The following is a 20,453-nucleotide window of genomic DNA, read 5'->3' on the forward strand; positions in this document are numbered from 1 at the left end:
GTGGACCTTGTCCACCGCCGCCTCACCGGAGGGAATCTCCGCAACCGCGAGACGTTTACGAAGATCGGCCAATTTACCCGCAGTCGTATGAATATCGGGTTCGGTCGTTGTCATGAAGGTGTCCCCTACGGTTGCTGTTCGGACGTGTCGAATGGTTCTGATGTCAGCTGGTTGCGAGTGAACGAGCGATCACCAGACGCTGAATCTGGTTGGTGCCCTCGAAAATCTGAGTGATCTTGGCGTCGCGCATATAGCGCTCGACGCGGAAGTCGCGGGTGTACCCGTAGCCGCCGAACACCTGCACCGCATCGGTGGTCACCTTCATGGCAGCATCGGTGGCGATCAGCTTGGCCACGGAAGCGTTGCGCGAGTACGGAAGTCCGGCGTCACGCCGACGGGCAGCATCGAGGTAGGTGGCGCGGGCGGAGTCCACTGCCGCCGCCATGTCCGCCAGCACGAAACCGAGGCCTTGGTGGTCGATGATCTTCTTGCCGAACGCCGTGCGTTCCTGCGCGTACTTCACCGCGTCGTCGAGTGCCGCCTGGGCGATTCCCACTGCTACAGCGGCAATTCCGAGCCGTCCGGCATCGAGTGCACTGAAGGCGATCTGCAGTCCCTGCCCCTCCGCGCCGATTCGCCACTCGGTGGGTACGTGCACGTTGTCGTAGTGCGCCGAGGTCGTCGGGATCGCGTGCAGTCCCATCTTCTCCTCGGGCCTGCCGAAGCTCAGGCCGTCGGTTCCATCCGGAACCAGAAAGCACGAGATACCCTTCGATCCTTCGCCTGTTCGAGCGAACAGGTTGTAGAAGTCGGCCACTCCGCCGTGCGTGATCCACGCCTTCGATCCGTTCACCGTGTAGCCGCCCTCGGTCGGGGTGGCCTTGCAACTCAATGCGGCAGCGTCCGAACCGGCCTGCGCCTCGGACAGCGAGTAGGCGCCGATCTGTGCCCCACCGAGCATGTCGGGAAGCTTGTCGGCTTTCTGTCGGTCGGTACCGAACGCCATCACGGGATAGCAAGCCAGACCGTGCACGCTCACTGCGACTGCCACTGCCGCCCAGCGCGACGCCAGTTCTTCGAGGACCTGGAGGTAGACCTCGTACGGTTGGCCTCCACCTCCCCATTCCTCCGCGTACGGCAGGCTCAGCAGTCCCGCCTCACCCAGGGTGGCGAACACGCGGTCGGGGTACGCCTCACGCCGTTCGTGGTCGTCGACGATCGGGTCGAGCACCTTGTCTGCCACGTCGCGGGTCAGCGCGATGAGGTCGCGCGCTTCGGCAGTGGGCAACAGACGATCGACGGGCACGTGAAAAACCTCCGGAAAGTTCGGACCAGTACTGCCGGATGATCCGCAGTACTGATGCAGAGTACTGCACAAGGCGATGCAGTACCATCCCTGATGTGAACGCACCCGTGACCTCGCATGCGACGGCACGCCGTTCCGAACTCTTCGACCAGCTCGTGAGCCTGTTTCTGGCGGAGGGCTTCGCACACCTGACGCTCGACACCATCGCGGCCCGCCTCCGATGCTCCAAGTCCACCCTGTACACACTGGCATCGAGCAAGGACCAGCTGGTCGGCGGTGCCACCGTGCACTACTTCAAGTCCATGACCACGCAGGTCGAAAGCGCGGTCGCCGAGGTCGACGGCACCCGCAATCGCATCACCACATATCTGACCGCGGTGGGAGCAGCTCTGGAATCGGCATCCGAGCAGTTCATGACCGACCTGGCATCACTCGAGGCGGCCCGCTCGGTGTACGAACGCAACACTGCGATCGCCGCGCGCCGCGTCCAGGAACTGATCAGCGAGGGCGTGGCCAGCGGCGAAGTGCGCGACGTGCACGCGGCCTTCGTCGGCGACGTCGCCTCCTCGGTCATGGTTCGCATTCAGACTCGCGAGGTGTTCCGCCTGACCGGACTGAGCGACGGCGACGCCTATCTCGAACTGGCAAAGCTCTTGACCGCAGGCATCGGCGCGTAGCCCCGACGCCGGGAATGGATTCACCCCGACACACGCTGAAGTACAGTGAATGTAGTTGATCCTTCAACGAAAGAGCACGTGATGAAGAAGATCGGATTCCTGTCCTTCGGACACTGGTCACCGTCCCCACAGTCGCAGACGAGGTCCGCGTCGGACGTGCTGCTGCAGTCCATCGACCTGGCGGTCGCAGCCGAAGAACTGGGTGCCGACGGCGCGTACTACCGCGTCCATCACTTCGCCAACCAACTCGCGTCGCCGTTCCCTCTACTCGCTGCCGTCGGCGCCAGGACGAGCACCATCGAGATCGGCACCGGCGTCATCGACATGCGCTACGAGAACCCGTTCTACATGGCCGAGGATTCGGGCTCCGCCGATCTCATCTCGGGTGGGCGGCTGCAGCTCGGGATCAGCAGAGGATCGCCCGAGCAGGTAATCGAGGGTTACCGCTATTTCGGCTACACCCCGGCCGAGGGCTCCGATCATGCCGACATGGCCCGCGAGCACACCCGTATCTACCTCGACCTCCTCGAAGGCAAGGGCTTCGCGCAGCCCAATCCACGGCCGATGTTTCCCAACCCGCCCGGACTACTGCGCCTCGAACCGCACTCCCCCGGTTTGCGGCAGCGAATCTGGTGGGGTGCCGGCACCCGCGATACCGCCGAGTGGACCGCGCGACAGGGCATGAATCTGATGAGTTCGACGCTGTTGAGCGAAGACACCGGTGTGCCGTTCCATCAACTGCAGGCCGAGCAGATCGAGCGATTCCACAAGACGTGGAGCGACGCCGGACACGACTTCGCGCCGCGAACGTCCGTGAGCCGCAGCATCTTTCCGATCGTCAACGATCTCGACCGTGCCTACTTCGGCCGGGAGGGCACTGGCGACGACCAGGTCGGCTATCTCGACGGCGGCAAAGCTCGATTCGGCAAGACGTACGCGGGTGAGCCCGATCGGCTGATCGAGGAGCTCGCTGCAGACGAAGCGATCGCGGCCGCAGACACTCTGCTGCTCACCGTCCCCAATCAGCTGGGCGTCGAGTACTGCGCGCACGTATTGGAGACTCTGCTCCGCGACGTCGCTCCGGCGCTGGGGTGGCGTTGATCACCTGGTGAGCGTATGCGTTTGGGTTCGGCGAACGTGGGTACTGGCAGCGAGTTCACCCACCCCCACCTGCCAGGAGTTCCCATGCTCAAACGCGACGTATCCGCGCGCCTCGATGTAGACATCACCGCAGCCACCACGCTCGAATTCCAGATTGCGATCGCGCCACATCCGGGCACGACGGTCACCGAATCACTGTCCTTCGTTCTCGACGGCAACCCCATCGAGGCAAAGGAAGTGAGCGGGCCGCACGGCAACCGAATTCACGTCATGCCTGCCGACGTGGGCAACCTGCAGGTGTCGTACGACGCCACGATCCTGGGCAACACCACCCCGGCACCGGTCACCGACTACGACATGTCGCTCTACCTCCGACCCAGTCGGTACGCCGAGGCCGACAAGTTCTACGGATTCGCCGCAACCGAATTCGGCGACTACGCGGACTCCGAGGAACTGCTGGCCAAGATTTCCGCATGGGTGGGCGCGCGCCTGAGCTACGTTCCGGGTAGCAGTGATCCGATCGACGGAGCCGTCGACACGCTGCTCGCCGGACAGGGCGTCTGCCGCGACTACTCACACCTCGTGGTCGCCATGCTGCGTGCGGTCAACGTTCCGGCCCGCCTGGTGGCGGTGTACGCACCCGGCTGCGATCCGATGGACTTCCACGCGGTCGCCGAAGCGTTCGTCGGCGGCCAGTGGCGCGTCGTCGATGCCACGTGTCTCGCACCTCGCTCGACGCTGGTCCGGATCTCGGTCGGTCGCGATGCTGCCGACACCGCTTTCCTGGACAACCACAAGGGTGCCATCACCCTGAACAGTTCTGTCGTCACCGCCGTGGTCGACGGCGAGCTCCCCCAGGACGACATCACCGAGTTGGTCTCCCTCACCTGATCCCCAACCGGGTGCCATCGTGAGCTACCTCACAGCGGCGTTTGTTTTCGGCGACTGAAACCGACTAAGTATCCGTTACCAACATTCACAGCCACCTGAAAGGTGTTCACCATGAGCTTCATCGACAAGGCCAAGAACGCAGCAGAGGACGCCATCGGCAAGGCCAAGGAAGTTGTCGGCGACGCCACCGACAACAAGGACCTCGAGGCCGAGGGCAAGAAGGACCAGGGTTCGGCAGGCGTGAAGAAGGTCGGCGAGAACATCAAGGACACCTTCAAGTAACCCACTTCATCGCATCGAGTGCCGCCGATCTCGATGATCGGCGGCACTCGCTCTCCACCCCACTCTTCTTCACACCAGAGAACGGATTCCCCTCATGACCACATCGACCGACACGGCCGGGACCACCAAGCGTCGCGGCGGATTCGCTTCGAAGCTCGCCCTCCTCATCACGCTCGTCCTCGTCGCAGCACTGGTGATCTTCGTGCTGCAGAACACGATTCACACCAACATCAACTTCCTCGGCTGGAACTTCGAACTCGCTCAGGGTGTGTCCCTGCTCGGTGCCGCTGTCGTCGGTGCCGTCATCACGCTCGCAGCAACGGCCGCACTGAAGGTTCGACGCGCAGTCCGTTGACCGACTTCGACACGACAGGATTCCTCCGATGATTCCCTTGCTCGCACGCAAGTACCTGTATCGCTATCTCATCGTCGCGATAGGGCTCCCCATTCTCGCCCGACTGCTGGCATTCGCCGGTCAGAGCCTCGAGAAGCGAACGGGAAAGGACAACGTCGTATCGAAAGGTCTGAAGTCGGCAGGCAGGTTCGCGCAACGGCGAGCAGACAAGTCGCAGGGCAGCAAGGATCGCGAGTCCGAGCACGCCCTTCGCTAGACCGGTCGACGAGTGCGTCGACCAGCTGTACCGACCGGCACGGCGACGATCAATGTCCTGCCGGGTCGGTCAGCGACTTGCCTTCCTGAGCCTTCACGCGCTTGCGCTCCAGCAGCACAAGCACGATTCCGGCGATCAGGAGAACCGGCGCGGCTACCGCCCCGATCCACGTCCAGCCACCGAACCCGTACCCGGCCGCGGTGAGTGTGAGGCCGAGGCTCACCAATGCCAGGCCGATGCAGATGTATCCCGGCCAGTTGCGGGTGTCGACGATTGCCTCACCGGCGTGGCCGCGGGTTGTCCGGTCGTCATCGGTGGCACCGGCGTCGGCTTCGCTCATGTTCTCGTGCTCCATGCGGACCTCTCGAGATGATGTGCGACGGCCACTGACCGCAAGCCGGTCCTGAGAAGCGTTCGCCGCCTGCACCTCGCTCTTCCCCGAACCCGCCGTCCACAAACATGCGACCGAGGCTCAGTCGTGCCAACTCACTGCAGCGAACGGGGCGTGGCTCGTCAGTCGACCGACGATGCCGGCGTGGGCGAAATCTTTGGCGGTGGCGACCGCGTCGAGCACGTCCGTGCCCTTCGCGAGCTCAGCGGTGATGGCTGCGGCGAACACGCAGCCGGCACCCGACACGCGTTCTTCGCCCACCTTGGGGGCGCGCAGCACCGTCAGTTCGGACCCGTCGTAGACGACGTCGACGGCCTCGTCGCCGGGCAGACCCGCGCCGCCTTTGACCACCACGAAACGAGGCCCGAGATCGGCAATTCTCTTGGCGGCCTCACCCAGGTCGTCGACGGTGTCGATGGCGTCCATTCCGGACAAGGTCTGCGCCTCGAACAGATTGGGGGTGATCACGGTGGCCAACGGAAGAATGTCGCGCCGCAGGGCATTGTCGGTGTCGAGTGCGGCACCCGGCTCCTGGCCCTTGCAGATCAGCACCGGATCGACCACCACATGCCGCCACGGCTGCAGACGCAACGACGTCGCTACCGTGTCCACGGTGACGGGGGTGCCGAGCATGCCGATCTTCACGACATCGAGATCATGTGCGGCAGTGGCTACTTCGATCTGATCGGCAATGACCGCGCTGTCGATGGGTACGAATCGGTGGCCCCAGCCCGCCTTCGGATCGAACGAGACGATGCACGTGATCGTGCCGACTCCGTAGACCCCGAGCCGCTCGAAGGTCTTGAGATCTGCTTGCAGACCGGCTCCGCCGGTGGCTTCCGAACCAGCGATGACGTACGCGATTGTCGACATGACCTCAGTATGACAATCGCCGATCCGCACCGACGCGAGTGGTCGCCACCGGATTGGGTCCGGCGGTTTCGGGGCATACGTCGATTTCGTTCGTCTCACCGAGCAAGCAACGACGCCGCGCAGTACATCGACTTCGAGCCCAGGAGTAGCGGCGCACGATCGGCGATCGTGCAATCACGCACCACGACGAGAGTTCGGAGGCCGAATCGTGCCCACCAGCAGAAGTACGAAAGCCAGTTGCGAGGACGTCTGGAACGTCCTGGCGAACGGATGGAGCTATGCGACCTGGGTCGTCGGCGCATCCCGCATCCGCGCGGTCGATGGACACTGGCCCGCTGTCGGTAGCTCGATCCATCACTCGGTCGGTGCGTGGCCGGCGGTGCTCAGTGATGTCACGCGTTCGGTGGGACTTCACGCCGGTCGCGAACTGGTGCTGGAGGCACGAGCATTGCCGTTCGGAAAGGCGTCGATCACGGTGCGACTGCATCCTGTCGCCACAGGGTGCCGTATCGAGATCATCGAGCATGCGATCACCGCGCCCTTCGATCTGGTGCCGGATCGGGTACAGCACCTGCTGGCGCATCCTCGCAACGCCGAGGCGCTACGCAGGCTCGCGCTCCTGGCCGAGCGATCCACTGCACCGTGAGCAAGACACCACTGCGGCAATCGGTTTCGGGAAACGTGCTGTTCGTGTTCGTTCACGGTGTCGGAAGCCCCGCTCTCGGTGTGGGAGTCGCCCCGCACTTCGTCGGTAACCTGCTGACCAGCAAGACCGCTACCGAACAGAGGAGTGCAGTCTCATGACCACCACCGAGGTCGACGCGATCGTGATCGGCAGCGGTCACAACGGGTTGGTGGCGGCCGCAGCGATGGCCGACGCCGGTTGGGACGTCGTGGTCCTCGAGGCTGCCGAACACCCCGGTGGAGCTGTACGCAGTGCGGAGTTGGTTCCCGGTTTCACCAGCGACCTCTTCAGCGCCTTCTATCCGCTGGCTCTCGCCTCGCCTGCCATGAAGGCACTCGAGTTGGAAAGCCACGGGCTGCAGTGGTCGCACTCCCCCGCGGTGTACGGCCATGCGCGGTCACCGCAGGACACCGACGCTCCGGTCGTCCACCACGACGTCGAGACCACCGCCGCGCGGCTGTCGGAACACGACGCGCGAGACGGCCGAACCTGGCTGCGGCTCTTCGAGCAATGGGAACGCATTCGCGAGCCCTTCATGAATTCGCTGTTCGGACCGTTTCCACCGGCCGTCCCCGCGGCTCGACTCGTCCGCACCCTGGGAGTGCCGGAGACACTGCGCTTCGCACGATTCGCTGCCCTCCCCGCTCGGGTGATGGCTCACGAGCTCTTCCACAGCGAGGCTGCTCGCTGCCTCCTGCTGGGCAACGCCATGCACGGCGACGTTCCGACCGATGCCCCGGTGAGCGGCATGATGGGTTGGCTGCTCACCATGCTGGCCCAGGACGTCGGGTTTCCTACCCCCGTGGGCGGATCGTCCGCGCTGACAAGCGCGTTGATACGGCGTGGTGCCGCGTCGGGTGCGGTGCTCGAATGCGGTCAGGCTGTCGAGCACATCGAGGTGCGCGGCGGCCGCGCTCGTGCTGTGCACACTGCGGCCGGAAGCACGTTTCGGGCGCGCCGGGCCATCGTGGCCGACGTGTCCGCACCGGCTCTGTACGGTTCACTGCTTCCGTTCGACGCCGTTCCGCGTCGCGTCCACGACGACCTGCGCACCTTCGAGTGGGACACCCCGGTGGTGAAGGTGAATTATGCACTCGATCGTCGAATTCCTTGGAACTCACCTTCTTTGGCCGATGCCGGCACGGTTCATCTGGGGGCCGACGACAACGGTCTCGTGCATTGGGCAGCCGACCTCACCACCGGGGTTCTCCCGCAGAGCCCCTTCATGCTGTTCGGCCAGATGACCACTGCCGATCGGAGCAGATCGCCGGAGGGCACCGAAAGCGCCTGGGCCTACACGCATCTGCCGAGAGGCGTCGTCGACGACGCGGCCGCCGACACAGTGGCGGATCGAGTGGACCGAGTCCTCGACGCTCACGCCCCGGGATTCCTGGACTCGGTCGTCGGCCGGGTCGTACAGCGACCGAGCGATCTGCACGGTGCCGACGCCAATCTGCACGGTGGTGCGGTGAACGGCGGAACCGCGCAGCTGCAGCAGCAGTTGATCTTTCGTCCGACGCCGGGGCTGGGGCGGTCGGAAACGCCGGTGGAGGGCCTGTTCCTGGGTTCGGCATCGGCGCACCCGGGTGGCGGAGTGCACGGGGCAGCCGGCCTGAATGCTGCCCGGGCAGCGCTCGGCCAGCGAGGTGTACGTGGCTGGGTGAAGAAGAAGATCACCGGTTCGCTCATCGACGTGTTGACCCGGTAGCGCCGTTATCGTACCGAGATCCTTCGTTACCGATTCGAGACCTCCGACGGAGTCTTCCGAAATCGGACACTGGCATTGTTGAAAGCACAACAACTCAGCGTCTCGCAACCGGGGGCACCCGCCGGGAACGATCGCTTCGGGGAAGAGGTAAGCATGTTGACCAGCACCGCAACCATGGAACGCTCCATTCGCGATGACGAGGGCGTGTTCCGACTCGAGACGGTCATGGGCTCGAACGGCCACAACACTCTGCGAGCCTTCGGCGAACTGGACATGTCGACTCGCGCCGAATTCGTCCACAGTCTCGACCGGTTGGCCTCCGCGTCCGATCGAGTCTCGGTCGATCTGTCGGAGGTGTCGTTCATGTACTCCGGCGTCGCCAACGCGATCATCGACGCCACCTACGTACATCCGGGCAAGATCGCCGTACTCGCACCCGCACGGTCGGTGCGCATGGTCCTGGAGGTACTGGGTGCAGGCGGCCTGTTGGCCGACACGTTTCGGTCGTGAATCGGACTCGCTAACAGGTAACGTCGAAAACATGCCAGACGAGCCGACCGGAGCACCCTTCGAGATCGCAGCGGCAGCACACGACGCGACGACCGTGCTCACCGTTCGAGGCGAACTCGATCTCGACACCATCCCGGAACTGTCGGCCGTCGCGTTCCCCGCTGCCGACACCGCACGAGGTGGACTCGTGGTGGACCTGACGGACGTCAGCTTCCTCTCGTCCAGTGCGATCACCGTGCTGGTTCGAGTGTGCGATCGACTACCCGACGCCTCGCGCATGGCACTGGTGGCGGTCGACGGTGTCGTGGTTCGGCCGGTGCAGCTCAGCGGGATCGATCGGGTGATGGCGACCTTCACGACCGTGCCCGACGCGGTGGACCATGTTCGGTCGGCATCTCTCGACGCGGAGGTCGATCGATGACTCGCCGATACCGACTCGGACACCTTTCATGACCGAGAGCAGCCCCGCGGCGCTCCCCCATCGCTGGAGCCACACCGCGCCCGCCGAGCCCGCCGTGGCAACCGTCATCAGGCACCGGTTGCACCATTGGACCGTCGAACTCGGGGTGAGGAACGATCTGGTGGACGACATCGTCCTCGGGGTCTACGAGGCACTCGCGAACGTGGTCGAACACGCCTATCACTCGGTGCCCGAGCCCGGAACGATGACCATCACCGCTGCCTACGAACAGCGCACGCTGACGGTGACGATCTCCGACACCGGAACATGGCGTCCACCGACGCCCGCGACCAATCGCAGCCACGGTCTGCAACTGGCAGCCGCGGTGGCCGACGAACTCCTCGTCGACCATCGACCCGGTTACGGCACCGTGGTGACTGCGGTGTGGACCGATCCGGTCACGACCGACCGCGCGAGATCCGCCACCCGCTCGTCATGACCGAAGGGAGTCCCCATGTCTGCCCCGGCTGCTGATCTACTCGACACGGCACCCTGTGGCGTCTTCTCGGTCGACGTCGCCACCTTGCGAATCCTCTACGCGAACACGGCCGCTGCGCGGATCACCTCGCGCAGCCGCGAGGCGCTCGTCGGAACGACCGTCACCGAGCTGTTCACGGTCGAGTTCGAGCCGATGCTGACGGCTCTGCTGGATGTCGCGTCGACATCGGGATCGGACGCACCGATCGGAGCAACCGCCGACTTGACCGTTGCGACCGATCGACGTGCCGCGATTGCCGTATCGATTCTGGCCAACAGCCTGCGTACGCCCGCGGGGGCCCTGACGGTGACGATGACGCTGCACAACGAGACCGAACGCAACGTGCGCGAAAGGGACCTGGTCGACGCCCGCGACACCGCGGAGGCCGCCCAGGACAACGCAGAGGCCGCGCTGGACAGATCGCAGGACGCACTGAGCGCGTCGGAGGAAGCACGCAAGCTCGCCGAGGCGGAGAGAACGCAGGTGCAGATCCTGGCCTCGACACTGCAACGCACTCTGCTGCCGCCGATCCTGTCGGCTCCGACGGGTATGAACGTGGCAGCCCACTATCACCCCGCATCCCTCGACGAGGTCGGCGGCGACTTCTACGACGTGTTTCCCCTCGACAAACGAACGTGGGGATTCTTCCTCGGCGACGTCAGTGGCAAGGGGGCCGGAGCCGCCGCCGTGACTTCACTGACCCGGTACACCCTGCGGGCCGCCGCCGTCTTCGACCGCAACCCGATATCGGTGCTCGAAAACCTCAATACCGTTCTGCACCATGAGTTCCACGGCGACGACCCACGTTTCTGCACGGTGGTTTTCGGCACCATCACCCCGGGACCGGACGGCGCGGTGGTGAATCTCGCCAGCGGCGGGCATCCGCCGGCCCTGCGCATCACACACGACGCCGTCGTGGACTTCGTCGACACCACCGGTGGCCAGTTGGTCGGAGCATTGGCCGAGCCGCACTTCGCGTCGGCAACGGTGACCCTGCAACCAGGCGACGTCATGGTGTTCTACACCGACGGATTGACCGAAGCGATCGTCGGACCAGGACGGACGCGCTTCGACGACCACGGTGGTCTCGAATCCTTCGCTGCCGGAGAGGGTTCGACGACCGCACCGAAGATCGTCGACGACCTGACTTCCCTCTTGGCGTCCTTCGGGGACGGCCTGCAGGACGACGTCGCTCTGCTCGCCTTCGAGGTACCCCGCGACGACGCCGACTCGTAGCTGTCGAGGCCGAGCCCGCGGGTTCGCTCAACGAGCGCGAATTCCCGAGAGGAACACCCGCAGAACGTAGTCGGACACTTGTTCCGGGCCTTCCTCGGACCGGGAGACGGATCTGATGACCACGTTGTTGGCGAGTATCGTCGCCAGTTCACTCGCCGACGCCTCCGTACCGAAATCGCCTCGCCGCTGGCCACGTTCGAGGATCGGGGTGAGCGCCGAGGGCAGCGGGAGTTGCTCCCGAATGGTGGTGACGGTGCTCGGCTCGTGAAACTGCTCGAAGCTCAGGGCCAGCAGCATTCCCGAGCTCATCGAGCGGTTGCGCGCGACGAACTCCGCAAGCCGATTGACCGAACGCTCCAGTGCAGCAATCGGTTCCACTTCCAGTCGGGCGTCGGCGCGCCCCAGCCGAAGGACTCGCTCGAACTCCGGCGTCAGTGCGGCGACGATGATGTCGACCTTGCTCGGGAAGAGGCGCTTGAGATCGGCAACGGTGAGCGAGGACGCTGTTGCGATGTCGGCGAGGGTGACCGAGAAGTATCCGTGCGCCGCGAACAGCGTCTCGGTCGACGCGATGACGTCGGATTCGATGTCGGCCCTCGAATGATCGAGAGCCTCGACAGAAGCAGGCGCGTCCGCCGGTCGCGTGGTGCGTTCACGACGATCCGAGTGAACCGGGTCCACAGCCCAGTCCAGCAGCGATTCGACGGCCGCGGACGCTCGAGACGTGGGCACCGTTCCAGGGCTGAGGGTTTCGCGGAAAGCGAGCCCGTCGAGCAGAGCGACGAGGACTGTGGACAGTCCGGTCACCGTCAGCGGCGTTCTCACCGAGCCCCCGAGCTCACGCAGCTCGAGTCGGAGAGCGTCCCCGACGGCGTCGTCCATGGCGTCGAATTCGGGTGCCAGCGACGATCGGGCTCCGGCGTGGTCGGAGGCGATCATCGCGCCGATCATTCTCCTGCGCAGCAGGCCGGAGGTCAGTTGCTCGAAATAGGACGCGAGATCCGACGAGAGATGCCCTGCGTCGTCGGGCTTCGTGTACTGCAGGGTCACGTGCGCGAGCAGGTCCTCGACGAACGCTTCCTTGCCACCACGCTCCCCGGCACGGGAGGACCCGGGGTACGCATTGTGAAAAGTCTGATGCGACAGCCCGGCTTCGTCCACGACCGAGGCAATCGACAAAGACCTGGCCAGCACCGACATGTCGAGATCGGTCAGCAACCGTGAGCCCGCCTGGAGCAGTTGTTCGCGGGGTGTGGATTTCGGGCTCAACGACGACCGCCTACGGTGTTCGATCCGGTGGATTACGAACTATAGCAATGGCTCCGTCGGCCCCTGATTTTACAAGTGTGTAAAGCCAATTCGACAACTATCTCCAATCCAGTGCTCGGCCTCGAACCCTTTGGTGTTGTTTCATGTTTTCCGGCGTGGTCGGATGTTCGAAACACCCAAGTCGGACAGCGGGGTCGGATGCAATGCGAGTGACGAGTACAGGTCTGGCGACCACGACGATTCAGGCTCCGCCCGGTACCTCGATTCACCCGGCGCAGCGATTCGCGCCGCGCCGCAGTGCATCGACGGTGCGGGCCAGGACCGCCGCGAATTCCGGCACCGACAAGCCCACCTCACCGCAGGACGCGTCGACGCTTGCCGATCCGGGACTCACCGCACGCGAAATCGCAGTCCTCGGTGCGTGGTTGCGCTGCGACTCCAAACAAGAAGTCTGTGCGGTTCTGCACATCGCGCTCGGCACGGTGAATACCCACCTGTCTCGAATTCGCGCGAAGTATGCCACGGTCGGTCGAGCGGCACCCACCAAAGCCTCGCTCGTGGCCCGGGCGCTGCAGGACGGCTTGGTCACCCTCGACGATCTCTGACCGACCTGCGCTGAGACGGCCCCGGATCACACCCGCCCTCGGTCGGCCCACGGGTCGCTGCGTCGCCACAGAATCGGTAGTTCGAGGGCGATGCCGTCTCTTCGCGCGCAGGCGTCCAGCACATCGATGGAGGCTGACATGTCGTCGAAGGCGTACGCGAGCGCCTGCAGTGGTTCGTCCAGGGACCGAAAGAAGTTGTCCCAGTGCGTCAGGACCACACGCCGGGCACCGACCGCCACGACCGTCTCCTGCCAGTACTGCTCGACGAACGCGCGCGGCCGGCGGCCGAGCTGTCCTATCGAGAGGTAGACCACGTCGGCATGGCGACCGTCGAGCATGCCGGACCGGAAACCGGCACTGCTGTGCACGAGTGCGGTCCGGCCACTCGGAACGTGTTCGACCTGCATCGACCATGCCTCACCGCACCGGTACTCGTGCACCCGAGCCGGTTGGGTCAGTGGCCGGTCTATCGTTCCGTGCGCCCGATCCGGATACGAGTGAACCGATTCGACGAACGTGACGGCAAAGTTGCCGTGCGCCGTTGTCCCACCGTTCTCGACCACGACGATGCGGTCGTCCGGGAGGTCCGAACCCCGCCCGATGAAACCGGTCGAGGAACCGCCGACCAGAACGGCACCGGTGCGCAGCGCTACCGCCGCCGAGTCGAGTGCGTGATCGTAGTGCGAGTGAGCGCACAGCACAGCGTCGAGCGTGGTGATCCCTGCTCTGCGCAGGGCCGCATCGATGCGCTGCATGTCCGACCGCAGCGGTAGGGCAAGGGTTTTCGGAAGCGACGGTCGCGAGAAGAAGCCGTCGGTGAGGATCGCCGATTCGCCGTCGTCGAAGAGCACCGTGCTGACGCCGAGGAACGACACCGTCACCGGCGACCGCGGACCCGCCGACGCCGTGGTGGCGATCTCCGTCGGACCGGGCAGCGCGGGACGACCGATTCTCACAGCCACTGTCACGCCTGCGCAGCGAGCGCGCGTCCGGCCTGCCGGCCACCGAAGATGCACCCACCCAGGAACGTTCCTTCCAACGAGCGGTACCCGTGCACACCGCCGCCGCCGAAACCGGCGATCTCACCTGCCGCCCACAGGCCGTCGATCGCGTGTCCGTCGCCGTCGAGGACACGGCCCTGCAGGTCGGTTTGAATGCCGCCCAACGTTTTCCGGGTGATGATGTTCAGACGCACGGCGATCAACGGACCCGACTTGGGATCGAGGATCTTGTGCAGTGAGGCCGTACGGGCGATGCGTTCTCCGCGCGAACGACGCGAGTTGTGTATTGCGGAGATCTGCAGGTCCTTGGTGAACGGGTTGTCGACCTCACGGTCGCGGGCCTCGATCTGCCGCTTCAGATCGGCGAGGTCGATTAGATCCTCGCCGGAGACCCTGTTCATTCCCTGGACGAGTTCGGCGAGGGTGTCGGCGACGACGAAATCCTCTCCGTTCTTCTTGAACGCCTCGACCGGTTCGCTCGCACCGGGCAACACTCGGCCGAGAACGAGCTTGAGGTTCTTTCCGGTGATGTCCGGATTCTGCTCCGATCCCGAGAGCGCGAACTCCTTCTCGATTATCTTCTGCGTCAGAACGAACCAGGAGTACTCGAATCCGCTGTCCTGGATGGCTTTCAACGTTCCAAGGGTATCGAACCCCGGAAAGTTGGGAACGGGGAACCGTCGCCCACGCGCGTCGAACCACATGGACGACGGGCCGGGAATGATTCTGATTCCGTGGTTCTTCCAGATCGGATTCCAATTCTTGATGCCCTCGGTGTAGTGCCACATCCGGTCCTTGTTGACCAGGCGGCCACCGACTTTCTCGGTGATGCCGAGCATGCGGCCGTCGACGTGTTCGGGAACTCCCGAAATGAGGGACTTCGGGGCCGTACCCAACCGTGCCGGCCAGTTCTCGCGCACCAGGTCATGGTTGGCTCCGATGCCGCCCGCCGTGACGAGCACGGCTCCGGCACGCAGCTCGAACTCGCTCACCTCCACGCGGGTACTGCCAGAACCTCGCTCCGCGGAACTGGGTTCGAGAACTGCGCCGCGGACTCCCTCGACCGTTCCGGCGCTGACGATGAATTCGTCGACGCGGTGGCGAAAACCGAAGCGCACCAACCCTTTGTCGGCGGCCTCACGCACACGACGCTCGAACGGTGCGACGACTCCTGGCCCGGTTCCCCAGGTCAGGTGGAACCGCGGAACCGAGTTTCCGTGTCCCTCGGCGAGGTAGCCACCACGTTCGGCCCACCCCACGATGGGTACCCAGCGCACACCCTGCGCGTGCAGCCAGGACCGCTTCTCCCCCGCCGCGAAATCGAGGTACGCGCGCGCCCACTGGTGCCCCCAGTAGTCCTCGCCTGCGGGATCGTCGATGCCGCGGTCGAAGGTCGCGGTGCCGAGCCAGTCCTGCCACGCAAGCTCAGCAGAATCCTTGATGCCCATGCGTCGCTGCTCCGGAGTGTCGACCATGAACAGACCGCCCAGTGACCAGAACGCTTGACCGCCCAGGTTCTGCTCGGGCTCCTGGTCGAGGAGCAGCACCCGCTTTCCGGCTTCGGCCAGTTCGGCGGTCGCCACCAGTCCGGCCAAGCCTGCACCCACCACGATCACGTCTGCGTCCATTGCCCCACTCTTCTGCTCGACCGACTGTCTCCCTCGACTGTGCTGTCGTCGGTGCAGGAACTCAAGGGAAGTTGCTCCAATGACGATACGGCTTATCAGTCACTGATAAATGTGAGACGATGCCGCGGTGTACCGAGCCAGGGCCGCGGTGGTAGCCGAGATCGAAGCCGAACTGGTCGCTGTGGTGGCGTCGGCAGTGCAGGGCGTACGGGATGCGATCCCGGTCTATCGCAACCTGCACGGTCCGCAGTTGGCGGACGTCGAGGCGATCGCCTACTGGTCGTTGCGTCGCCTGATGACGTTGTGGGCGGGCGGCGACCCCGCTATCGACGAACGCGATCACAGTCGATTCCGCGCGATCGGCGCCGCTCGCGCAGCCGACGGCCGGCCGTTGGCCGACGTGCTGAGAGCGTACCGAGTCGCGTCGAGCGTGTTCGTTCGGCACGTGGCGACGAAGTACCTCGATGCGCTCGATCCACCGGACATCGCCGATCTCAGCCTGGGCGTGCTCGACGCCATCGACGCAATATCCGAGGAGATCATCGGCGCGTACATCGTTGCGCGCGAACAACTCACATCCAATCGGGCGCAGGCTCACGCCCTCTTGCTCGACGACCTACTTGCAGGCAGACACAATTCGCCAGGAGCAGTGGCCGATCGCGCCCGCGAGCTCGACCTCGAACTGCCGAGTCACCCGAATCTGCTGGTGGTGGAGCCGACCAGCGCAGGCAGATCACTGACCGACGACACCGTCGAATCACTCGTTCTCGCATTGGGACTCGCACCGCCCGATCGCACCGAGCCGTCGACGACGCGGAATCATCTGTGCACTCGACGCGAGCAGCGGGCGATCCTGCTGCTGCCGTCGACGATCGGTCGCGCCCAGGTCGATGTAGCATCTCGAGCGAGCGGTGTGCGTGGATGCCTGGTTGAGCGATCGACCGTAGCCGGTGTCGGCAGCGCGTGGAGACTCGCGTCGGAGGCTTTGGACACTGCACCGGATCACGCGTTCGACGGCCGTGCCGTGCTCGACACCGGTGACGGGCAGTTGCTGGCACTGTTGACCGCGCGGCCCACCGCGGACACGAGCGAGGTGGTGCGCACCGTTCTCGGCTCGCTCACCGAGTCGGCGAATGCGCACATCCTCGAGGGGCTTTCGGCCTTCATCGCCACCGGCACCGCAACGGCCGCCGCGTCACAGTTGCATGTACACCCGCAGACTCTGCGCTACCGACTGCGCCGAGCCCAGGAACTGACCGGCCGGGATCCGCGATCTGCGTGGCATCGACTCGCGTTGGACACTGCGATTCAACTGCGTCAACTCGGTTGATCCGGTGTTCAGCAATGCCGGGCACATCGAAAACCCGGACACCCATGCATGAATCTTTGCGCGGTCTCGTCCACCTGCATGGGACAGTGATCGAGCGATTCAGTTGATGTTCCACGACTCGACAGCATCGAGTCGCCGGCCGTCGGAATCGTAAGTGTAGAAGCCCTCTCCGTCCCCGAGGCCTGTCTTTCCCGCGTCGATACCCTTCTGCAGCATATCGGCGAATTCGACTTGATCCTCGACACCGCTCGCGCGCGCGATGTGTGCTGCGACGTTGAAGCCGACCGTGTCGTATATCTGGAACGGACCGGCGGGAGCCCCGGTGGCTATTCGCCACACGTTGTCGATGTCCGCCGGATTGGCAACCCCGCCGACGTAGAGGTTGGCTCCTGCTTGCAACAGCGGAATCAAGAGACTGTTCAACACGTATCCCGGAACTTCCTTTCGGACCGGAACGGGAACGAGGCCGATCTCCGAAGCGAAGTTCAAAACTGTATCGAAGTAGACGGGATCTGTTGCAGCAGTTGCCATCACCTCACCTGTGTTGTACCGCCACACGAGATTGGCGAAGTGCAATGCAAGAAATTTTTCCGGCCGCCCGGTAGCCTCTGCAAAACTGCTGGGCAGTAGCGACGACGAGTTGGTCACGAAGATAGTTCTCGGCGGGGCCGACGCGGCGATATCCGACCAGACATTTCTCTTCAGCTCGAGATCCTCCGGAACTGCTTCGATCACCAGGTCGGCGTCCGAAACGGCTTCCGCGACGCTGGTGGTGGTCGTGATGGATTCGATGGCCTCGTCGAATCGCGCCTCGTCGAAAGTCTTCAGGTCACGCTTGTAGTATCCGCGCATCCATTCCCAGCGATCCGGCAGTTTGGCCAATAATTCGTCTGAAATATCGTATCCAACAACGGTTTTTCCGTGGTACGCAGCCTGCATCATGATCTGTGAACCGAGCACTCCAGTTCCGAATACGGTCACTTTCTCAACGTCAATCATGGACGACACACTTCCCGTTCATCGAGTCACTGGCTTTCCCGCTCTGCACGTTCTACCGCTGACCATGGAACCACCGCCTCGGGGTCCAACAACGGATCGACTCGCTGAACGAGCGGTCGAGTCTCCCCGAGGAGCTGCTGGCCGGCGAAGGAGATCGAGCGCGCTCCCCAAGGCAGCGGCATGGCCAACTGCCCAGGGTGTCACCGATACTGTCGGTTGTATCCGTATCCGGTGGCCCTTCGCCGCCGTCCGTGCAGGATTTTCGACACTATCGAGGAACCGACGCAGTGAGCAGACAGACACCGCACCGACGACGAAAGCCGGACACCGTGGCCTTGTGGTCCGACCGCCTGCTCCCCCGACTGATCGACGTCGTGCTCGACGCGTCCTACGTACACCGCTTGCGGGCCCGCGCCCTCTCCGGGCTCAGCGGCGACGTCGTGGAGATCGGGTTCGGCTCCGGCACCAACGTTCCGGTGTACCCGAGTGCGGTGACGTCCGTCGCCGCCGTCGAGCCGTCTCGCGGCGCGCGGCGTCTGGCAGCCGACCGCATTGCTGCGTCATCGATTCCGGTCCATTTCGTGGGACTCGACGGACAGTCGCTTCCCCTGCCCGACAACAGCTGTGACGCTGCGGTCAGCACGTTCACGCTGTGTACTGTGCCCGACCCCGCTCGTGCACTGCGCGAGATCGGACGCGTGCTTCGTCCTGGCGGCAAGTTGTTCTTCCTCGAGCACGGTCTGTCCCCGGACCCCCGCGTTGCCGCGTGGCAGCGTCGCCTCGACGGCATCGAGCAACGCGTCGCCGGCGGATGCCACCTCGTTCGCAACGTCCCCGAGTTGGTGACGGACGCCGGCTTCACGATGGAGAAATTGGACACCGACCGGCTACCCGGGCCACGGCTGCTGCGCCCGTGGGGACATCTGTCCCTCGGGGTTGCCGCTCTACCTGTCCGATGCCGAGGTCGATGAGCGAGCGGCTGCGTGCCACACAGTTGGTGCCGTCGCGGGTGCGTGCGCGGGTGCAATTACCGCTCCATCGGATCATCGGCTGACGCATACTCGATCGATGGCTGTAGATCCCCGCGGAAAAGACCTGAAGCGCTATCTGGAAGAAGACCCCGGTGGGCCTGTGGTGATGCTCAACCTGCTGCGGTTCGCCGACGGTGGCCGCGATTCGTACGCAGAATATGCGAAAGCACTGGACGAGACGTTCCTTCCGCGCTACGGCGCGACGGTGTTGTATGCGGGCGACGGCTCGACGGCATTGGTAGCCGACGACGGTCAGGCCTGGGATGCGGTCCTGCTGGTGCAGTACCCCTCGCGCAAGGCATTCAGCGAAATGGTGGCCGATCCCGATTATCAGGCGGTGACGGCACTGCGGACCAGCGCGTTAAAGGAAGCGGTTCTACAGGCCACCGTTCCGTGGTCGTGAATCCGCGGCTCGCTGACCGAATTGCTCGGTCACTCAGCAGGGGTTCGCATACTCAATCTGTCGTGAGCAACCGCCTACGGAACAGATCGAGTACCTGATCCAGCGCCTGCCGTGTCGGCTCCCCCGGCTCGTCGATCAGTCCTTCGGTGACGACCGAATGCGGTGGTCCGAATGCTTCCGGGTTGAACGAGGAGTCGGGCAGTTCCACCGAGACGAATGCGTCGCCGAGCTGCTCGCGCAGCCATTGGAATCGTGCGGGCGGGCACATCTTGTCGCCTTCGAAACGCATTCCCAGGACCGTGAGCTCCCCTGCTGCACAACGACTTTTCACCTTGTCCAGGTCGCCCGGGGTGATGTCGATGGATCTACCGCGAGACTTCGATGCCGCGAACGGAAGTGAGGGCTGCGAGAGCACCGGTGCGATCAGTCGATCGTCCGCCGCCATGGCGAGAGCGAATCCTCCGGTGAAGCACATTCCGATGGCACCGACGCCTGGTCCGCCGCAGCGCTCGTGCTCCTGCTCTGCCAGAGCGCGCAACCACACCACGATGCGCGACGATTTACCGGTGGCGAGGATGGTGAATTCTCGACTGATGCACGCCGGCACCATGGCACGCGACATGGTGGCAACGGTGCCGAGCGCTCCCAGTGGCGCGGCCAGCGGATCCTTGCCGTCGACTCCGAACAGGTGCGGAACGACGGCCGTACAACCGATTCCGGCGACGGTTCTCGCGAAGTCCGCGACCCTGGGAGTGATGCCCGGCATTTCCGACATCACGATCACAGCCGGCCCGGTTCCGAAGCGATACACGGGCGCTGTCCGCCCGTCCGCGGTGAACTCGGTTCGCTCGAAGTCGGCCAGCGTGTCATCGGTCATGGGAGTCCGTCTTTCTGCCAGAGGTCCACCGCGCCGAGCCGACGCATGCCGTCAAAGCTAGATCATCGGATGGACTACGGCGAGAACACCGCAGTACCGCC

At 64.4% G+C, this 20,453-nt stretch carries 24 protein-coding genes; 16 read left to right on the plus strand and 8 right to left on the minus strand.

Going from position 1 to position 20,453, the window contains the following annotated elements:
* Positions 1-163: 163 nt before the first annotated feature.
* Complete coding sequence (locus CH295_RS01895; protein ID WP_094633368.1) at positions 164-1,306, minus strand: acyl-CoA dehydrogenase family protein; 1,143 nt, start codon at positions 1,304-1,306, stop codon at positions 164-166.
* Between the two features lie 95 nt (positions 1,307-1,401).
* Here CH295_RS01895 and CH295_RS01900 point away from each other — a divergent pair, with 95 nt between their 5' ends.
* The 6 genes from CH295_RS01900 to CH295_RS01925 all read left to right on the plus strand — a co-directional run bounded on the left by CH295_RS01900 (position 1,402) and on the right by CH295_RS01925 (position 4,868).
* Complete coding sequence (locus CH295_RS01900) at positions 1,402-1,983, plus strand: TetR/AcrR family transcriptional regulator (RefSeq protein WP_230596325.1); 582 nt, start codon at positions 1,402-1,404, stop codon at positions 1,981-1,983.
* A gap of 81 nt (positions 1,984-2,064) precedes the next feature.
* Complete coding sequence (locus tag CH295_RS01905) at positions 2,065-3,084, plus strand: LLM class flavin-dependent oxidoreductase (RefSeq protein WP_094739616.1); 1,020 nt, start codon at positions 2,065-2,067, stop codon at positions 3,082-3,084.
* Between the two features lie 84 nt (positions 3,085-3,168).
* Positions 3,169-3,975 carry a transglutaminase-like domain-containing protein gene (locus CH295_RS01910; RefSeq protein WP_032394267.1) on the plus strand — a complete coding sequence of 269 codons (807 nt, stop codon included), beginning with the start codon at positions 3,169-3,171 and terminating at the stop codon, positions 3,973-3,975.
* Between the two features lie 111 nt (positions 3,976-4,086).
* Positions 4,087-4,257 (plus strand): CsbD family protein, encoded by a 171-nt coding sequence (locus tag CH295_RS01915; protein ID WP_008718579.1) that lies wholly within the window; start codon positions 4,087-4,089, stop codon positions 4,255-4,257.
* A 94-nt stretch (positions 4,258-4,351) separates the two neighbouring features.
* Positions 4,352-4,612 carry a lipopolysaccharide assembly protein LapA domain-containing protein gene (locus CH295_RS01920; RefSeq protein ID WP_037192328.1) on the plus strand — a complete coding sequence of 87 codons (261 nt, stop codon included), beginning with the start codon at positions 4,352-4,354 and terminating at the stop codon, positions 4,610-4,612.
* 28 nt (positions 4,613-4,640) lie between these two features.
* Positions 4,641-4,868, plus strand: a complete 228-nt coding sequence (locus CH295_RS01925) for a hypothetical protein (protein WP_052047803.1) — start codon at positions 4,641-4,643, stop codon at positions 4,866-4,868.
* Positions 4,869-4,917: 49 nt separating this feature from the next.
* Here CH295_RS01925 and CH295_RS01930 read toward each other — a convergent pair whose 3' ends face one another.
* Together CH295_RS01930 and thiD are read right to left on the minus strand one after the other, a co-directional pair.
* Positions 4,918-5,208: a hypothetical protein gene (locus tag CH295_RS01930; protein ID WP_037192502.1), complete on the minus strand. Its 291-nt coding sequence runs from the start codon at positions 5,206-5,208 to the stop codon at positions 4,918-4,920.
* Between the two features lie 132 nt (positions 5,209-5,340).
* Positions 5,341-6,132 (minus strand): bifunctional hydroxymethylpyrimidine kinase/phosphomethylpyrimidine kinase, encoded by a 792-nt coding sequence (thiD, locus tag CH295_RS01935; RefSeq protein ID WP_094739617.1) that lies wholly within the window; start codon positions 6,130-6,132, stop codon positions 5,341-5,343.
* 208 nt (positions 6,133-6,340) lie between these two features.
* Between thiD and CH295_RS01940 the strand changes: the two genes are divergently transcribed.
* The 6 genes from CH295_RS01940 (at position 6,341) to CH295_RS01965 (ending at position 11,209) form a co-directional block, all read left to right on the plus strand.
* Positions 6,341-6,778: an SRPBCC family protein gene (locus CH295_RS01940; RefSeq protein WP_094739618.1), complete on the plus strand. Its 438-nt coding sequence runs from the start codon at positions 6,341-6,343 to the stop codon at positions 6,776-6,778.
* A 154-nt stretch (positions 6,779-6,932) separates the two neighbouring features.
* Entirely contained in the window at positions 6,933-8,525 is a 1,593-nt protein-coding gene (locus tag CH295_RS01945) for a phytoene desaturase family protein (protein ID WP_094739619.1), read from the plus strand.
* Between the two features lie 153 nt (positions 8,526-8,678).
* Positions 8,679-9,035, plus strand: a complete 357-nt coding sequence (locus CH295_RS01950; RefSeq protein WP_094739620.1) for an STAS domain-containing protein — start codon at positions 8,679-8,681, stop codon at positions 9,033-9,035.
* 31 nt (positions 9,036-9,066) lie between these two features.
* Positions 9,067-9,456 (plus strand): anti-sigma factor antagonist, encoded by a 390-nt coding sequence (locus tag CH295_RS01955; RefSeq protein WP_094633362.1) that lies wholly within the window; start codon positions 9,067-9,069, stop codon positions 9,454-9,456.
* A 28-nt stretch (positions 9,457-9,484) separates the two neighbouring features.
* Positions 9,485-9,934 (plus strand): ATP-binding protein, encoded by a 450-nt coding sequence (locus CH295_RS01960; protein ID WP_094739621.1) that lies wholly within the window; start codon positions 9,485-9,487, stop codon positions 9,932-9,934.
* Positions 9,935-9,949: 15 nt separating this feature from the next.
* Complete coding sequence (locus CH295_RS01965; RefSeq protein ID WP_094739622.1) at positions 9,950-11,209, plus strand: PP2C family protein-serine/threonine phosphatase; 1,260 nt, start codon at positions 9,950-9,952, stop codon at positions 11,207-11,209.
* Between the two features lie 27 nt (positions 11,210-11,236).
* Here the strand turns inward: CH295_RS01965 and CH295_RS01970 are convergent, their stop codons facing one another.
* A complete protein-coding gene (locus tag CH295_RS01970) occupies positions 11,237-12,478 on the minus strand; it encodes a TetR/AcrR family transcriptional regulator (RefSeq protein ID WP_094739623.1) in 1,242 nt (413 codons plus the stop codon).
* 209 nt (positions 12,479-12,687) lie between these two features.
* Here CH295_RS01970 and CH295_RS27430 point away from each other — a divergent pair, with 209 nt between their 5' ends.
* A complete protein-coding gene (locus tag CH295_RS27430; RefSeq protein WP_252341871.1) occupies positions 12,688-13,083 on the plus strand; it encodes a LuxR C-terminal-related transcriptional regulator in 396 nt (131 codons plus the stop codon).
* A 26-nt stretch (positions 13,084-13,109) separates the two neighbouring features.
* Here the strand turns inward: CH295_RS27430 and CH295_RS01980 are convergent, their stop codons facing one another.
* Together CH295_RS01980 and CH295_RS01985 are read right to left on the minus strand one after the other, a co-directional pair.
* Positions 13,110-14,045, minus strand: coding sequence for an MBL fold metallo-hydrolase (locus tag CH295_RS01980; RefSeq protein WP_094739624.1), 936 nt, complete (start codon positions 14,043-14,045; stop codon positions 13,110-13,112).
* A 2-nt stretch (positions 14,046-14,047) separates the two neighbouring features.
* Positions 14,048-15,712, minus strand: coding sequence for an FAD-binding dehydrogenase (locus CH295_RS01985; protein ID WP_094739625.1), 1,665 nt, complete (start codon positions 15,710-15,712; stop codon positions 14,048-14,050).
* 127 nt (positions 15,713-15,839) lie between these two features.
* Here CH295_RS01985 and CH295_RS01990 point away from each other — a divergent pair, with 127 nt between their 5' ends.
* Positions 15,840-17,042, plus strand: coding sequence for a PucR family transcriptional regulator (locus CH295_RS01990; protein WP_037192339.1), 1,203 nt, complete (start codon positions 15,840-15,842; stop codon positions 17,040-17,042).
* Positions 17,043-17,141: 99 nt separating this feature from the next.
* On the opposite strand, the gene CH295_RS01995 is transcribed toward CH295_RS01990, so the two are convergent.
* Complete coding sequence (locus tag CH295_RS01995; protein ID WP_037192522.1) at positions 17,142-18,041, minus strand: 3-hydroxyacyl-CoA dehydrogenase; 900 nt, start codon at positions 18,039-18,041, stop codon at positions 17,142-17,144.
* Positions 18,042-18,370: 329 nt separating this feature from the next.
* Between CH295_RS01995 and CH295_RS02000 the strand changes: the two genes are divergently transcribed.
* Entirely contained in the window at positions 18,371-19,012 is a 642-nt protein-coding gene (locus CH295_RS02000; protein WP_094739703.1) for a class I SAM-dependent methyltransferase, read from the plus strand.
* A gap of 97 nt (positions 19,013-19,109) precedes the next feature.
* Positions 19,110-19,475: a DUF1330 domain-containing protein gene (locus CH295_RS02005; RefSeq protein ID WP_037192341.1), complete on the plus strand. Its 366-nt coding sequence runs from the start codon at positions 19,110-19,112 to the stop codon at positions 19,473-19,475.
* A 52-nt stretch (positions 19,476-19,527) separates the two neighbouring features.
* Here CH295_RS02005 and CH295_RS02010 read toward each other — a convergent pair whose 3' ends face one another.
* Positions 19,528-20,352 (minus strand): dienelactone hydrolase family protein, encoded by an 825-nt coding sequence (locus CH295_RS02010; protein ID WP_094739626.1) that lies wholly within the window; start codon positions 20,350-20,352, stop codon positions 19,528-19,530.
* Positions 20,353-20,453 lie beyond the last annotated feature (101 nt).

The sequence above is a fragment of the Rhodococcus sp. 14-2483-1-2 genome (assembly GCF_002259405.1).
Taxonomy (GTDB): Bacteria; Actinomycetota; Actinomycetes; order Mycobacteriales; family Mycobacteriaceae; genus Rhodococcoides.

What these genes read in the sequence shown, in the direction of transcription:
- CH295_RS01945 (WP_094739619.1), top strand. Translation starts at nt 6,933, where the DNA reads ATGACCACCACCGAGGTCGACGCGATCGTGATCGGCAGCGGTCACAAC.
- thiD (WP_094739617.1), bottom strand. Translation starts at nt 6,132, where the DNA reads ATGTCGACAATCGCGTACGTCATCGCTGGTTCGGAAGCCACCGGCGGA.
- CH295_RS01965 (WP_094739622.1), top strand. Translation starts at nt 9,950, where the DNA reads ATGTCTGCCCCGGCTGCTGATCTACTCGACACGGCACCCTGTGGCGTC.
- CH295_RS01995 (WP_037192522.1), bottom strand. Translation starts at nt 18,041, where the DNA reads ATGATTGACGTTGAGAAAGTGACCGTATTCGGAACTGGAGTGCTCGGT.
- CH295_RS01910 (WP_032394267.1), top strand. Translation starts at nt 3,169, where the DNA reads ATGCTCAAACGCGACGTATCCGCGCGCCTCGATGTAGACATCACCGCA.
- CH295_RS02010 (WP_094739626.1), bottom strand. Translation starts at nt 20,352, where the DNA reads ATGACCGATGACACGCTGGCCGACTTCGAGCGAACCGAGTTCACCGCG.
- CH295_RS01915 (WP_008718579.1), top strand. Translation starts at nt 4,087, where the DNA reads ATGAGCTTCATCGACAAGGCCAAGAACGCAGCAGAGGACGCCATCGGC.
- CH295_RS01955 (WP_094633362.1), top strand. Translation starts at nt 9,067, where the DNA reads ATGCCAGACGAGCCGACCGGAGCACCCTTCGAGATCGCAGCGGCAGCA.
- CH295_RS01960 (WP_094739621.1), top strand. Translation starts at nt 9,485, where the DNA reads ATGACCGAGAGCAGCCCCGCGGCGCTCCCCCATCGCTGGAGCCACACC.
- CH295_RS01950 (WP_094739620.1), top strand. Translation starts at nt 8,679, where the DNA reads ATGTTGACCAGCACCGCAACCATGGAACGCTCCATTCGCGATGACGAG.
- CH295_RS01905 (WP_094739616.1), top strand. Translation starts at nt 2,065, where the DNA reads ATGAAGAAGATCGGATTCCTGTCCTTCGGACACTGGTCACCGTCCCCA.
- CH295_RS01925 (WP_052047803.1), top strand. Translation starts at nt 4,641, where the DNA reads ATGATTCCCTTGCTCGCACGCAAGTACCTGTATCGCTATCTCATCGTC.
- CH295_RS01930 (WP_037192502.1), bottom strand. Translation starts at nt 5,208, where the DNA reads ATGAGCGAAGCCGACGCCGGTGCCACCGATGACGACCGGACAACCCGC.
- CH295_RS01920 (WP_037192328.1), top strand. Translation starts at nt 4,352, where the DNA reads ATGACCACATCGACCGACACGGCCGGGACCACCAAGCGTCGCGGCGGA.
- CH295_RS02005 (WP_037192341.1), top strand. Translation starts at nt 19,110, where the DNA reads ATGGCTGTAGATCCCCGCGGAAAAGACCTGAAGCGCTATCTGGAAGAA.
- CH295_RS01985 (WP_094739625.1), bottom strand. Translation starts at nt 15,712, where the DNA reads ATGGACGCAGACGTGATCGTGGTGGGTGCAGGCTTGGCCGGACTGGTG.